Source organism: Angustibacter sp. Root456, assembly GCF_001426435.1.
GTDB lineage: Bacteria > Actinomycetota > Actinomycetes > Actinomycetales > Angustibacteraceae > Angustibacter.
On sequence record NZ_LMER01000020.1, the window covers coordinates 706584 to 720519 of the forward strand.

General features: G+C 73.2%; 12 protein-coding genes. 9 read left to right on the forward strand and 3 right to left on the reverse strand.

Annotated features, from left to right (window positions below):
* The first annotated feature begins 36 nt into the window (after positions 1 to 36).
* The 5 genes from ASD06_RS17980 (at position 37) to ASD06_RS18000 (ending at position 5884) form a co-directional block, all read left to right on the forward strand.
* The gene (locus tag ASD06_RS17980) at positions 37 to 1326 is read left to right on the forward strand and encodes an adenylosuccinate synthase (RefSeq protein ID WP_056680865.1); all 1290 of its coding nucleotides are present in this window, start codon (positions 37 to 39) and stop codon (positions 1324 to 1326) included.
* Positions 1327 to 1965 (forward strand): GNAT family N-acetyltransferase, encoded by a 639-nt coding sequence (locus ASD06_RS17985; RefSeq protein ID WP_056680866.1) that lies wholly within the window; start codon positions 1327 to 1329, stop codon positions 1963 to 1965. It abuts the gene before it with no gap.
* Positions 1966 to 2043: 78 nt separating this feature from the next.
* Positions 2044 to 3447: an aspartate aminotransferase family protein gene (locus tag ASD06_RS17990; protein WP_056680869.1), complete on the forward strand. Its 1404-nt coding sequence runs from the start codon at positions 2044 to 2046 to the stop codon at positions 3445 to 3447.
* Between the two features lie 278 nt (positions 3448 to 3725).
* Complete coding sequence (purD, locus tag ASD06_RS17995) at positions 3726 to 4994, forward strand: phosphoribosylamine--glycine ligase (RefSeq protein ID WP_056680871.1); 1269 nt, start codon at positions 3726 to 3728, stop codon at positions 4992 to 4994.
* On the forward strand, positions 4991 to 5884 hold the full coding sequence (locus ASD06_RS18000; RefSeq protein ID WP_056680874.1) for a phosphoribosylaminoimidazolesuccinocarboxamide synthase: 894 nt from the start codon (positions 4991 to 4993) through the stop codon (positions 5882 to 5884). Before purD ends, ASD06_RS18000 begins: the two co-directional genes overlap by 4 nt.
* 101 nt (positions 5885 to 5985) lie before the next feature.
* Here the strand turns inward: ASD06_RS18000 and ASD06_RS18005 are convergent, their stop codons facing one another.
* A complete protein-coding gene (locus ASD06_RS18005) occupies positions 5986 to 6657 on the reverse strand; it encodes an MBL fold metallo-hydrolase (RefSeq protein WP_056681289.1) in 672 nt (223 codons plus the stop codon).
* A gap of 127 nt (positions 6658 to 6784) precedes the next feature.
* Between ASD06_RS18005 and purS the strand changes: the two genes are divergently transcribed.
* From purS to ASD06_RS18025, 4 genes are all read left to right on the forward strand, one after another.
* A complete protein-coding gene (purS, locus tag ASD06_RS18010) occupies positions 6785 to 7030 on the forward strand; it encodes a phosphoribosylformylglycinamidine synthase subunit PurS (RefSeq protein ID WP_056680878.1) in 246 nt (81 codons plus the stop codon).
* Entirely contained in the window at positions 7030 to 7731 is a 702-nt protein-coding gene (purQ, locus tag ASD06_RS18015; protein WP_200942299.1) for a phosphoribosylformylglycinamidine synthase subunit PurQ, read from the forward strand. The genes purS and purQ overlap by 1 nt, the downstream gene beginning before the upstream one ends.
* Entirely contained in the window at positions 7728 to 10022 is a 2295-nt protein-coding gene (purL, locus tag ASD06_RS18020; protein ID WP_056680884.1) for a phosphoribosylformylglycinamidine synthase subunit PurL, read from the forward strand. Before purQ ends, purL begins: the two co-directional genes overlap by 4 nt.
* A gap of 209 nt (positions 10023 to 10231) precedes the next feature.
* Positions 10232 to 11587, forward strand: coding sequence for an MFS transporter (locus tag ASD06_RS18025; RefSeq protein WP_056680886.1), 1356 nt, complete (start codon positions 10232 to 10234; stop codon positions 11585 to 11587).
* 100 nt (positions 11588 to 11687) lie between these two features.
* Here ASD06_RS18025 and ASD06_RS18030 read toward each other — a convergent pair whose 3' ends face one another.
* Both ASD06_RS18030 and ASD06_RS18035 read right to left on the reverse strand, forming a co-directional pair.
* Positions 11688 to 12953, reverse strand: coding sequence for a multidrug effflux MFS transporter (locus ASD06_RS18030; protein ID WP_056680889.1), 1266 nt, complete (start codon positions 12951 to 12953; stop codon positions 11688 to 11690).
* A gap of 123 nt (positions 12954 to 13076) precedes the next feature.
* Positions 13077 to 13898 (reverse strand): thioesterase family protein, encoded by an 822-nt coding sequence (locus ASD06_RS18035; protein ID WP_056680892.1) that lies wholly within the window; start codon positions 13896 to 13898, stop codon positions 13077 to 13079.
* Positions 13899 to 13936: the final 38 nt, after the last annotated feature.

Consider the following 13936-nt stretch of genomic DNA (forward strand, 5'->3'; position numbering starts at 1 on the left):
ACCTCGCGGACGTCGCGTCAGGAAGCAGGTGACCACATGCCCGCGATCGTGCTCGTCGGAGCCCAGTGGGGTGACGAGGGCAAGGGCAAGGCCACCGACCTGCTCGGCAGCCGCGTCGACTACGTCGTGAAGTTCAACGGCGGCAACAACGCCGGGCACACCGTGGTCATCGGCGACGAGAAGTACGCGCTGCACCTGCTGCCGTCCGGCATCCTCACGCCCGGCTGCACCCCGGTGATCGGCAACGGCGTGGTGGTCGACCTCGCCGTCCTCTTCGAGGAGCTCGAGGGCCTGCGCGCGCGCGACGTCGACACCAGCCGTCTGGTGGTCAGCGCCGACGCGCACGTCATCGCCCCCTACAACCGCGTGCTCGACAAGGTGACCGAGCGGTTCCTCGGCAGCCGCCGCATCGGCACCACCGGCCGCGGCATCGGCCCGACGTACGCCGACAAGATGAACCGCGTCGGCATCCGCGTGCAGGACCTGTTCGACGAGGGCATCCTGCGCCAGAAGGTCGAGGGTGCGCTGGAGCTGAAGAACCAGATCCTCACCAAGATCTACAACCGCCGGGCCATCACGGTCGACGAGGTGGTCGAGGAGCTGCTCGAGCACGCCGAGGCGCTGCGCCCGATGGTGCGCGACACCGGCCTGCTGCTCACCGACGCGCTCGACGACGGCCGCACCGTGCTGCTCGAGGCCGGCCAGGCCACGCTGCTCGACGTCGACCACGGCACCTACCCGTTCGTCACGTCGTCGAGCGCGACGGCCGGCGGCGCGTGCACCGGCTCGGGCATCCCGCCGAACCGCATCGACCGCGTCGTCGCGATCCTCAAGGCGTACACGACCCGCGTCGGCGAGGGCCCGTTCCCCACCGAGCTGCATGACGACATGGGCGAGTTCCTGCGCAAGACCGGCGGCGAGTACGGCACCACCACCGGTCGGCCGCGCCGCTGCGGGTGGTTCGACGCCGTCGTCGGCCGGTACGCCCAGCGCATCAACGGCGTCACCGACTTCGTCATCACCAAGCTCGACACCCTGTCGGGCCTGGAGACCGTGCCGGTGTGCGTGGCCTACGACGTCGACGGCGTCCGCCACGACGAGATGCCGATGACCCAGTCGGACTTCCATCACGCCAAGCCGATCTACGAGGAGCTGCCCGGCTGGTGGGAGGACATCAGCCACTGCCGCAGCTTCGAGGAGCTGCCGGTGAACGCCCAGCGGTACGTCGAGCGGCTCGAAGAGCTTGTCGGGCAACGGGTCTCGGCCATCGGCGTGGGCCCGGGCCGCGACCAGATCATCAGCCGGCACGACCTGCTCGAGGGCTGAGTGGGCGCCATCGCGCCCGATGCGCGTCCGTTGGTCGGTCGCGTCGTCCGGCTCGACCCCACGGTGTCGGACGACGGCCCCGGCCTGTTCGCGGCGCTCGACGACGAGCGCGTGTGGGCCGCGGGGTACGGCGGCGGCCCCGCGGGGCGTCCGGCGGACGTCGCCGGCGCTCGCAGCTCGGCGCTCGCCGCCGAGCAGGCCAGGGCGGTCGAGCCTGGCGCGCCCGGCTACCGCGTCGCCTACACCGTGCGGCTGGTGGCCAACTCAGAACTCGGCGCCGCCGGCACGGTCGTCGGCACGACGAGCATCGGTGACGTGATCCTGCACGACGAGCGCGCCCACATCGGCTGGACCGGCTACGGCCCACGCTGGTGGGCGAGCGCCGTCAACCCCGAGTGCAAGCTGTTGCTGCTCGCGCACTGCTTCGACGACTGCGGCCTCGGCCGGGTCAAGCTGCAGACCGACCTCATCAACGAGCGCTCGCAGGCGGCCATCGCCAAGCTGGGCGCCACGCGCGAGGGTGTGCTGCGCCGACACAAGGCGCGCGCCGACGGCACCTTCCGCGACACCGTCGTCTTCTCGATCCTGCGCGACGAGTGGCCGAGCGTGCGCGGGCGGCTGGAGGCCCGGCTGCGCTGACGGTCTGACAGCGCGCCGGCCGGATCGTCGTACAGAGTGCAGGCGACGGCTGCCGTCCGCCGACCTACGCTGGCCAGCATGAGCACCGTCACCGTGGAGTCCCTGGCCCCCACCGCGCCCCCGATCGACCGCGAGGCCGCCCAGCGCGCCTACGACCTCGACCGCGCACACGTCTTCCACTCGTGGTCGGCGCAGGGCGCGCTCGATCCGATGGTGGTGGCGGCGGCGCAGGGCAGCTGGGTCTGGGACGGCGAGGGCAACCCGCTGCTCGACTTCAGCAGCCAGCTGGTCAACACCAACATCGGTCACCAGCACCCGGCCGTGGTGCGCGGCATCCAGGAGCAAGCGGCGAAGCTGTGCACCGTCGCACCGCAGCACGCGAACGACGCGCGCAGCGAGGCCGCGCGCCTCATCGCCGAGCGGGCACCTGGTGACGCCCTCAACCACGTGTTCTTCACCAACGCGGGGGCCGAGGCGGTCGAGAACGCCGTGCGCATGGCTCGCCTGCACACCGGCCGCCGCAAGGTGCTCGCGCGCTACCGCAGCTACCACGGCAACACCCAGACGGCGATCCACCTCACCGGCGACCCGCGCCGCTGGCCCAACGACTCCGGCGCTGAGGGCGTCGTCCACTTCTTCGGGCCGTACACCTACCGCTCGGCGTTCAACGCCGCCACCGACGACGAGGAGTGCGCCCGCGCCCTCGCCCACCTCGAGCAGGTCGTGCAGCTCGAGGGGCCCGGCACCATCGCGGCCATCGTGCTCGAGACGATCCCCGGCACGGCGGGAATCATGGTGCCGCCGCCCGCGTACCTGGCCGGCGTCCGCGAGATCTGCGACCGGTACGGCATCGTCTGGATCGCCGACGAGGTCATGGCCGGGTTCGGGCGCACCGGCGCGTGGTTCGCCGTCGACAACTTCACCGCGTCGGACGGCGGGCGCCTGCAGCCCGACCTCGTGACCTTCGCCAAGGGCGTCAACTCCGGCTACGTGCCGCTGGGCGGCGTGATCGTGAGCGACGCCATCTACGAGACCTTCCGCGAGCGCCCCTTCCCCGGCGGCCTCACCTACTCGGGCCACCCGCTGGCCTGCGCCAGCGCCGTGGCCACCATCAACGCCATGACCGACGAGAAGATCGTCGAGAACGCCGCGCGTATCGGGCGCGAGGTGCTCGCGCCGGGCCTGGCCGAGCTGGCCGAGCGGCACGACGTCATCGGCGAGGTGCGCGGCCTGGGCGTGTTCTGGGCGCTCGAGCTCGTGCGCGATCGCGAGACCCGCGAGCCGATGGTGCCCTACAACGCCAGCGGAGCCGACGCCGCGCCGATGGGCCGGCTCACCGCGGCCTGCAAGCGGCGCGGCCTGCTGCCCGCCGTCAACATGAACCGGCTGCACGTCGTCCCGCCGTGCACCGTCTCGGACGACGAGGCCCGGCTCGGTCTCAGCCTGCTCGACGAGGCACTGGGCGAGGCCTTCACCGGCTGAGGTCTCGACCGACCGTTGAACGCTGCACAAATGTGCCAGAACCCTGGCGTGTCGCACCGGTATCTGCCATCCTCGCGGTAGCCGGCTCGCCGGCCTCGAGAACCACTGGTCGCATCCCCCCACGCGACGCGTTCTCGTGACCACGAAGCCCCCGAGAGAAACCCCCCTGCCTCTCGGGGGCTTCGTGCTGCCCAGCCCCGCCGCCCAGGCCGGTTTTTCGGCGCCCGCGGCGGCCCGAGCGGCGGAAGGGGGACGCCGGCTCGCTACGCTCACCGACCATGAAGGTCCTGGTGCTGGGGTCCGGAGCCCGCGAGCACGCCCTGCTGAGCGCCCTGGCCCGTGATCGCGAGGTCGAGGCCCTGGCCGCCGCACCGGGCAACCCGGGCATCGCGGCGCAGGCCGAGTGCCTCGCGGTCGACCCCCTCGACGGTGACGCCGTGGCCGCCCTCGCCGTCTCGTGGGGCGCCGACCTCGTCGTCATCGGGCCCGAGGCCCCGCTCGTGGCCGGCGTCGCCGACGCGGTGCGGGAGGCCGGCGTCGCCTGCTTCGGCCCGAGCCGGGCGGCCGCGCAGCTCGAAGGCAGCAAGGCGTTCGCGAAGCAGATCATGGCGGCGGCCGGAGTGCCGACCGCGCTGGCGCACGTCTGCCGCACCGTCGACGAGGTGGCCGAGGCGCTCGACGCCCTCGGTGCGCCGTACGTCGTCAAGGACGACGGTCTCGCCGCCGGCAAGGGCGTGGTGGTCACCGACGACCGCGCCGCCGCGCTCACTCACGCCGCAGCCTGCCTGGCTCGCGGCGGCGATGCGCAGGTGGTGGTCGAGGAGTTCCTCGACGGGCCCGAGGTGTCGCTGTTCTGCATCACCGACGGTGCGGTCGTCGTCCCGCTGGCGCCGGCCCAGGACTTCAAGCGCCTGCTCGACGGCGACGCCGGGCCCAACACCGGCGGCATGGGCGCCTACTCGCCGTTGCCCTGGGCGCCGATGAGCCTCACCGACGAGGTGGTGGCTCGCGTCGCGCAGCCGACGGTCGACGAGATGGCCCGCCGAGGCACGCCCTTCGCCGGCCTGCTCTACGTCGGTCTGGCCCTCACCGCGCGCGGCCTGCGCGTCGTGGAGTTCAACGCCCGCTTCGGTGACCCCGAGACGCAGGTGGTGCTCGCCCGGCTGCAGACGCCCCTCGCGTCGGTGCTCCACGCCGCGGCCACCGGCACCCTCGGTGACCTCGCACCGCTGCGCTGGACGCCGGACGCCGCCGTCGCGGTCGTGCTCGCCGCCCCCGGGTACCCGGCGTCCACCCAGACCGGCGGCGTGCTGCGCGGCCTGGACGACGCCGCCGCCGTGCCGGGCGCCACGGTGCTGCACGCCGGCACCGCCGAGCGTGACGGCGACGTGGTCGTGTCCGGCGGCCGGGTGCTGTCGGTGGTCGGCACCGGCCCCGACCTCTCTGCCGCCCGCGCGACGGCGTACGACGCGCTCGCGCGCATCCACCTGGACGGCGGCCAGCACCGCTCCGACATCGCCGCTGCGGCGGCCGAAGTACACGCATGATCGCCAACATCCCGCCCGCACCCGAGCTGCCCGGCTACCGGCACGTCTACTCCGGCAAGGTGCGCGACCTCTACGAGCCGGACGACGGCACCGGCCACCTGCTGGTCGTCGCGAGCGACCGCATCTCCGCCTACGACCACGTGCTGGCCACGACGATCCCCGACAAGGGGCGGGTGCTCACCCAGCTGTCGCTGTGGTGGTTCGACCAGCTCGCCGACCTCGTGCCCAACCACCTCGTCGACGGGCCGGTGCCGGACGCCGTGGCGGGGCGGGCCGTGCTCGTGCAGCGCCTCGACATGTACCCGGTCGAGTGCGTGGCGCGCGGCTACCTCACCGGCTCGGGGCTCGCTGAGTACCGCTCGGGGGGTGCGGTGTGCGGGGTGCTGCTGCCCGAGGGGCTGGTCGACGGGTCGCGCCTGCCGGAGCCGATCTTCACCCCCGCCACCAAGGCCGAGCTCGGCGACCACGACGAGAACGTCACCTACGAGCAGGTGGCCGCCACGATCGGGGACGACGCGGCCGAGCGCCTGCGCGACCTCACGCTCGCGGTCTACGCCCGCGCCGAGGGCATCGCCCGCGAGCGCGGCATCGTGCTGGCCGACACCAAGCTCGAGTTCGGCCGCGACGAGGGCGGGGCCGTCGTCCTGGGTGACGAGGTGCTGACGCCGGACTCCTCGCGCTTCTGGCCGCTCGAGCGCTGGGCGCCGGGTGGGTCGCAGCCGTCGTTCGACAAGCAGGTCGTGCGCGACTGGCTGACCTCGCCGGCGTCCGGCTGGGACCGCTCGGGCGACGCGCCGCCCCCGCCGCTGCCGGCCGAGGTCGTCGAGCGCACCCGCGCTGCCTACTTCGAGGCCTACGAGCGCCTCACCGGCACACCCTTCCCCGCCTGACGCCCGCCGCCCCGACCCACTTCGCGGCAAATTCCCCGGAACTTGTACGCCTGAGGCCTCTCAGGCGTACAAGTTCCGGGGAATTTGCCGGCAGGGGGGGGTCAGGAAGCCAGGGGGTCAGTGGCGCCGGCGCCGGCGAGGTCGACGATCCGGGTGCCTTCAGGGGCCAGGTGCGTCGCGTGGGCCAGGTAGATCGCCCGCGCCGGCGGCTGCAGCGGCCCCTCGTGCACCGGGACGGCGACCGCCGGGCTCACCGCGCGCAGGTACTCGACCATGTCCCACGTCTTCGACCACGGCGCCCACACCGGCAGCGCCAGGACGTCGACCCCGCTCGGTGCGACGTCGTACGCGTCGCCCGGGTGCAGCAGCAGGCCGCTGCCGCCGTCGGTCGTCGAGCGGCCCAGCAGCATCCCGACGTTGCCCACGCGGGGGACGTCGGGGTGGATCACCGCGTGGTGGCCGCCGGCCCCGCGCAGTGGCACGCCGGCGAGCTCCACCTCGTCGCCGGGGTGCAGCGGCTCGGCCTCGATCGAGGCCTCGCGCAGCTGGTGCACCGTCTCGGGCTCGGCCAGCAGTCGCGCGTCCGGGTTCGCCGCGAGCAGCGCAGGCAGCCGCTCGACGTCGACGTGGTCGCCGTGCTGGTGGGTGACGACGACGGCGGTGAGGTCGGTGAGCTGCTCGAACCCCGAGCTGAAGACGCCGGGGTCGAACAGCACGCGGGCGCCGTCGGTCTCGACGAGCAGGCAGGCGTGGCCGAGGTGGGTGAGCTGCATGCCCTCACCTTGGCACGGGTCGGCGTCCACCGGCGACGGGGTGGTCAGAGCACGCCCACGGCGTCGGTACCCTGGAGGAGCCGCTGATCGCCCGGCCGACACGGCCGCCATCACCTGGAGCGCCTGCATGGGACGCGTCGTCGTCGACGTCATGCTCAAGCCCGAGATCCTCGACCCGCAGGGACAAGCCGTCGCCGGCGCCCTGCCACGCCTGGGCTTCACGGGGTTCACCTCCGTGCGCCAGGGCAAGCGGTTCGAGCTCGAGGTCGAGGGCGAGGTGACCGACGAGGTGCTCGCCCAGGTGCGCGAGGCCGCGGCCACGCTGCTGTCGAACCCGGTGATCGAGGACGTCGTGCGGGTCGAGGTCGCCTGATGCGCATCGGCGTGGTGACCTTCCCCGGCTCGCTCGACGACAAGGACGCCGCCCGCGCCGCCCGCATCGCCGGGGCCGAGGCCGTCGCGCTCTGGCACGGCGACGCCGACCTCAAGGGCGTGGACGCCGTCGTGATCCCCGGCGGGTTCTCGTACGGCGACTACCTGCGCTGCGGCGCGATCGCCCGCTTCGCGCCCGTGATGACGCCGCTGGTGCAGGCTGCGGCCGGCGGCCTGCCGGTGCTCGGCATCTGCAACGGCTTCCAGGTGCTGTGCGAGACGCACCTGCTGCCCGGCGCGCTGGTGCGCAACGACCACCGCAAGTTCGTCTGCCGCGACCAGACGCTGAGCATCGAGCGCGTCGACACCCCCTGGACTCGCGGCTACACGCAGGGCCAGCAGATCGTCGTCCCGCTGAAGAACGGTGAGGGCGGCTACGTCGCCGACGAGCGCACGCTCGACGAGCTCGAGGGTGAGGGGCGCGTCGTCGCGCGGTACGCCGGCGACAACCCCAACGGCTCCTACCGCGCGATCGCCGGTGTCTCCAACGCCGCGGGCAACGTCGTCGGCCTCATGCCGCACCCGGAGCACGCCACGGAGCCGGGCTTCGGGCCGGACGCGCGCAGCGGCACCGAGGGGCTGGACGGCCTGACCTTCTTCACCTCCGTCATCGAGTCGGTCGAGGGGCTGGTGCGCGCGTGAGCGTCGACACGGTCAAGCAGGCGGGCGACAGCCCGGACGTCGAGCAGCCCTGGGCCGAGCTCGGGTTGAAGGCCGATGAGTACGAGCGCATCCGCGAGATCCTCGGACGCCGGCCCACGTCGTCCGAGCTCGCGATGTACAGCGTCATGTGGAGCGAGCACTGCTCGTACAAGTCGAGCAAGGTGCACCTGCGCCAGTTCGGCGAGAAGACCACGGACGCCATGCGCGAGAAGCTGATGGTGGGCATCGGCGAGAACGCCGGCGTCGTCGACATCGGTGACGGCTGGGCGGTCACCTTCAAGGTCGAGAGCCACAACCACCCGTCGTACGTCGAGCCCTACCAGGGTGCGGCCACCGGCGTCGGCGGGATCGTGCGCGACATCATGAGCATGGGTGCGCGGCCGATCGCGGTGATGGACCCGCTCCGCTTCGGTGCGATCGACCACCCCGACACGCACCGCGTGCTGCCCGGAATCGTTGCGGGAGTAGGTGGCTACGGCAACTGCCTCGGCTTGCCCAACATCGGCGGCGAGGTCGTCTTCGACCCCTCCTACCAGGGCAACCCGCTCGTCAACGCGCTGTGCGTCGGGTCGATGCGGCACGACGACATCCACCTCGCGAGCGCCAAGGGCAAGGGCAACCACGTCGTGCTGTTCGGCGCCAAGACCGGCGGCGACGGCATCGGCGGCGTGTCGGTGCTGGCGTCGGAGACGTTCGAGTCGACGGGCCCCAGCAAGCGACCAGCCGTGCAGGTGGGCGACCCCTTCGCCGAGAAGGTGCTCATCGAGTGCTGCCTCGAGCTGTTCGCCGCCGACGTCGTCGACGGCATCCAGGACCTCGGCGGCGCGGGCCTGTCGTGCGCGACGAGCGAGCTCGCCAGCAACGGCGACAGCGGCATGCACGTCTGGCTCGACCGCGTTCCATTGCGCGACAACACTCTCGCTCCTGAGGAGATCCTCATGAGCGAGTCGCAGGAGCGCATGATGGCGGTCGTCACGCCGGCGCGCCTCGACGAGTTCATGGCCATCTGCCGCAAGTGGGACGTCGAGGCCACGGTGATCGGCGAGGTCACCGACGGCGGCCGGCTCGTCATCGAGTGGCACGGCGAGACGGTCGTCGACGTGCCGCCGCGCACGGTCGCCCACGACGGGCCGGTCTACGAGCGCCCGTACGAGCGACCGGCGTCCCTCGACGCGCTCCAGGCCGACGTCCCGACGGCCGAGCGGCTGGCCCGCCCGCGCACCGGCGACGAGCTGCGTGCGGCGCTGCTCCAGCTGCTCGGCTCACCCAACCTCAGCAGCCGCGCGTGGGTCACCGACCAGTACGACCGCTACGTCATGGGCAACACCGCGCTGGCGATGCCGGACGACGCCGGCGTGGTGCGCGTCGACGAGCAGACCGGCCGCGGCATCGCGATCTCCACCGACTGCAACAGCCGGTTCGCCGCGCTCGACCCGCACGCCGGCGCGCAGCTCGCGCTCGCCGAGGCCTACCGCAACGTGGCCACCGCCGGCGCGACGCCGCTCGCCGTCACCGACTGCCTCAACTTCGGCTCGCCCGAGGACCCCGGCGTCATGTGGCAGTTCGCGCAGGCCGTCACCGGCCTCGCCGACGCCTGCCAGGCCCTCGGCGTCCCGGTCACGGGCGGCAACGTCAGCCTCTACAACCAGACCGGCGACGTCGCGATCCACCCGACGCCGGTGGTGGGAGTGCTCGGCGTGCTCGACGACGTCACGCGCCGCACGCCGTCCGGCTGGCGCACGCCGGGCGAGGTCATCTACCTCGTGGGTGCCACGCGCGACGAGCTCGGCGGCTCGTCGTGGGCCGATGTCGTGCACGGGCACCTCGGCGGCCTGCCGCCGGCCGTCGACCTCGACGCCGAGCGGGTGCTCGGCGAGATCCTCGTCGCCGCCTCGCGCGACGGCCTCGTGGACGCCGCGCACGACCTGTCCGACGGCGGCCTGGCGATCGCGCTGGCGGAGTCGTGCCTGCGGTACGGCGTGGGTGCGCGCGTGTGGCTCGACGAGCTGTGCGAGCGCGACGGCATCGACCCGTTCGTCGCGCTGTTCAGCGAATCGACCGCCCGGGCGATCGTCGCCGTGCCGCGCTCGGAGGAGGTGCGCTTCACCGACATGTGCACCGCGCGGGGCGTGCCGCACCTGCGGATCGGCGTGGTCGACGACGGCGAGGCCGGTGCCGCCGTCCTCGACGTCCAGGGGCAGTTCACGCTGCCGCTCGCCGAGCTGCGCGAGGTGCACGAGCGCACGCTGCCGGCGGCCTTCGGCCACTGACCCCCCACCCCCTCGGCGTGACCCTTCGCCCCGCCCCACCCCCGCCCCCCCGGAAGTTGATCACGTTTGGGGGGCGACATGCCGCTTGCCGAGGGTTGCAACCCTCGGCAACCGGAGTGTCGCCCCCTTAACGTGATCAACGGGGAGAGCCAGCCACGGGCGGGAAAATCAGGCGACATCCGCGGCCTGGTGCACGGAGAATCGCCAGAGTGTCACTCTCTGTCGCCCTCGTGAACCGCGTCCGCCCACCGTCCCCGCTGGCCGGCCGCCTGTCGGCCCAGTCGCTGCTGTTCGCGCTCGGCCAGGGCACCTTCCTCACCGGGTCGGCGGTGTTCTTCACCCAGATCGTCGGGCTGACGGCGGCTCAGGTCGGACTCGGCCTGACCTTCGCCGGCATCGGCGCGTTCCTCGCGGCGCTGCCGATGGGCCGGCTCGTCGACCGCTTCGGCCCCAAGAAGATGTGGGCCCTGAGCGCCATGGGCCAGGGCGCGATGTTCGCCGTGTGGCCGTTCGTCACCGGCTTCAAGAGCTACGTCGTGATGGCCGTGGCCATGGAGGTCATCGGCGCTCTCGGCGGCGCGGCCTTCGGGGCGTACACCATCGACGCTCTGCCTCCCGGCGAGCGCGTGAAGTCCCGCGCCTACATGTACTCCGCGCTCAACGCCGGCTTCACCCTCGGCTCGCTCATGGGGGGCATCGCGCTGGCCTTCCGCTCCAACGAGGTCCTGCACGCGCTGCCGTGGTTCACGGCCGCTGCGTTCGCGGTCAACGCGCTCGCCATCACGCGACTGCCTCGGGCGCCGCACGACGAGCGGACGCCGGAGGAGCGCAAGGTGAAGGTCGCCGGCCCGGGCCCGCTGCGCAACCCCGGCTGGTTGCTCACCGAGTTCTTCGGCGGCGTCTTCTGGACCAACCAGGTGCTGCTCAACGTCGTCATCCCGCTGTGGCTGGTGCAGAAGACCGACGCGCCGCGCGTGCTGCTGGCGTTCCTGTTCGGCACGAACACGGTGATGTGCATCTTCCTGCCGATGGCGGCGGCCCGCGGCGTCAAGGACCTGCCCACCGCGCTCAAGGCGATGCGCATCTCGTCCGTGTTCTTCGTCGTCTCGTGCGTCATCACGCTCGCGACGCACGACACCGTCGGCTGGCTCACGATCGCGCTGGTCTGGCTGGGGCACGTCACCGTCACCGGTGCCGAGCTCTACCTCTCGGCGGCGAGCTGGACGTTCGAGGCCGAGCTGATGGACCCCCGCCAGCGCGGCTCCTACCAGGGCGCCGGCGAGCTGGCCGGCACCCTGGGCAAGGTGTGGGCGCCGGCGCTGTACACGTTCCTCGCGATGAACTGGGGCGCCGTCGGCTGGTTGATCATCGCCGCGATCATCGTCGTCGCGACCATCGGCGTGCACCCGTCGAGCCGGATGGCCCGGCGCTTCCTCGAGCGGCACGTGCCGGCCGACGTCCTGGCCGATGCCCGCGCGTCGACCCCGGACGCGGAGGACGCTCTGGCGGTCGCGCCGACTCCCCTCAACTCCAGCGACGAGGCCGTGCTCGACCCGCTGAGGTAGCGCCCCGTCGGCGGCCGGTCTCGTCTGGCTCGTGCGGAGTCGTCGCTGGAGATGAGCACGGCGAACTGCGGCATGGCGTCCTCCCCGAGAGCCCGTCGCGCTAGAGACTCGCTCCGCGGCCGAGCGGCGCGCCGCGGCTGCTGGCCAGCGCTGCCATCACGGACGCGACGGTCGCCACCGCGAGCACCACCGCCATCGAGAGCGTCGCGTCGCCACCGAGCCCGACGAGCGGTGCGGCCACGGCCCCGGCGACGAACTGACCGGTGCCGAGCAGCGCGGACGCCGACCCCGCCGTCTCCCCGTGCGCCGCCAGAGCCAGCGCGCTGGCGTTGGGGAACACGAAGCCCATGCCGCCGACGACGCAGAACAGCGCGGGCAGCACCGCGACCAGTCCGGCGCCGGTCAGCGTCGCAGCGAGCAGCCCCACGCCGCCGAGCGCGCAGATCGCCGTCCCGACGACCAGCAGGCGGGCCGGGCCGGTGCGGTGCACGATCCGCCCGCTGAGCTGGCTCAGTGCGGTGAGGCCGATGGTGTTGACCGCGAAGACGCCGCTGTAGGCCTGGGCCGAGAGCCCGTGCACGTCCTGCAGCAGGAACGGTGAGCCGGACAGGTAGCCGAACAGGCCGCCGCAGGCCAGCACGAGCGCGAGGAGCGGCCCACGGAACGTGCGGTCGCGCAGCAGGCCGCCGAAGGTGCTCAGCATGCTGCGTAGGTCGCCGCCCCGGCGCCGCTCGACCGGCAGCGTCTCGGGCACGCGCAGCGCCGCCACGGCGAGCAGCACCGCTCCGGCCACGGCCAGCAGGCCGAAGATGCCCCGCCACGAGGTGAGCAGCAGCAGCTGGCCTCCGAGCACCGGCGCGAGGATCGGCGCCACCCCGGTGACGAGCATCAGGGCGGCGAACAACCGGGCCATGGCCGTGCCGTGCGTGCTGTCACGCGCGATTGCCATCGCGCTGACCATGCCCGCGGCACCCGCGAAACCCTGCACGAAGCGTCCGGCGATGAGCAGCTCGACCGTCGGCGCGGCCGCGCACAGCACGCTGGCCACGACGTACAGCGCCAGCCCGGCCAGCAGCGGTCGGCGGCGCCCCAGCCGGTCGCTCAGCGCGCCGAAGACCAGCTGCCCGGCGGCCAGACCGACCAGCGTGGCGGTGAGCGTCAGCTGCGTGGCCGACGTCGACGCGCCGAGGTCGCGCGCGATGTCAGGTAGCGCGGGCAGGTAGGTGTCGAGCGAGAGCGGCCCGAGGCCCTGCAACGAGCCGAGCAGGACGACCAGGCCGAGCGGCACGCCGATCGCGGCGCGAGTGGGTGCGGCCGCGGCATCCGAGGCGTCCGTGCGCTCGTCGGTCGGGCAGGCGGTGGTCACAGCGGTCCTCTGGCTCGACGGTCACGACGGGTGGGATCGCTCTCAGCGCGTCCCCCGTGGGCAAGCACGAGGCGACCCGTGCTGTTCCCGGTCTCCCGCGGGTTCCGGATGCTGGACGGCGGCTCAGGCCGGGCGCGGCACCCGCACCCCGGCGAGCTGGTGGCCCGTGGCGACGAGCCGCCCGCGCGAGTCCCAGACGTCGCAGGTCTCGTCGACCATCGACGCCTCGACCAGCCGGGCCGCCTGCCGCACCACGAGCGGGCCCGGCGCCGGCAGCGCCCGCACCCAGGCGCTCAGGTGCAGCGTCGGCACCCAACCGCCGAGCCCGAGGTCGAAGGTCGCCGGCGGGAAGGCGTCGACCGCGAGCAGCAGCGCGAGCGCGTCGGGCTCGCGGCCGTCGTCGAAGGCCAGGTAGCCGCGCAGCTCACCCGCGCCGGACGGCGCGCCGGTCGCCCAGCCGAGGCACGCCGGGTCGAGGTGCTCGGCCAGCACGCCCATGATCGGCACCTGGAAGCCCGGCCCGTCCACCGGCAGCCGGACGCACTGCTCGATCGGCGGCACGTCCGGCGCGGTGACGTTGTCGTGGTGCGGCTCGGCGTCGTCGCGCAGTCGGCCGCAGGTGACGTGCGCCTCGAGGCGGGGCGTGCCGTCGTCGTCCGAGAGGCGGACGCGCAGCACGCTGGTGCCCCGCCCGCGGCGCAGCTCCTCGACGTCGAGCCGCGCCGGCCCGAACGCCGTCGGGCTGAGGTAGGTGGCGCTCGCGGCGACGACGTGCGGGTGGTGCTCGCCCTCGGCGCTCAGCTCGGCCTGTGCCGCCCGGGCGCACAGCGCGAGCAGGTACCCGCCGTTCGGCTTGCCGGCGATCGACCACTGCGGGTCGACCTGCGCGGTGTAGCGGCCGCTGGTGCCGGCCGGGGTGACCGCCGTGACGTCGTCGAAGCGCATGGGGTCATCCTGTCCGGCGCCGCAGGGGGTGCGAGCAT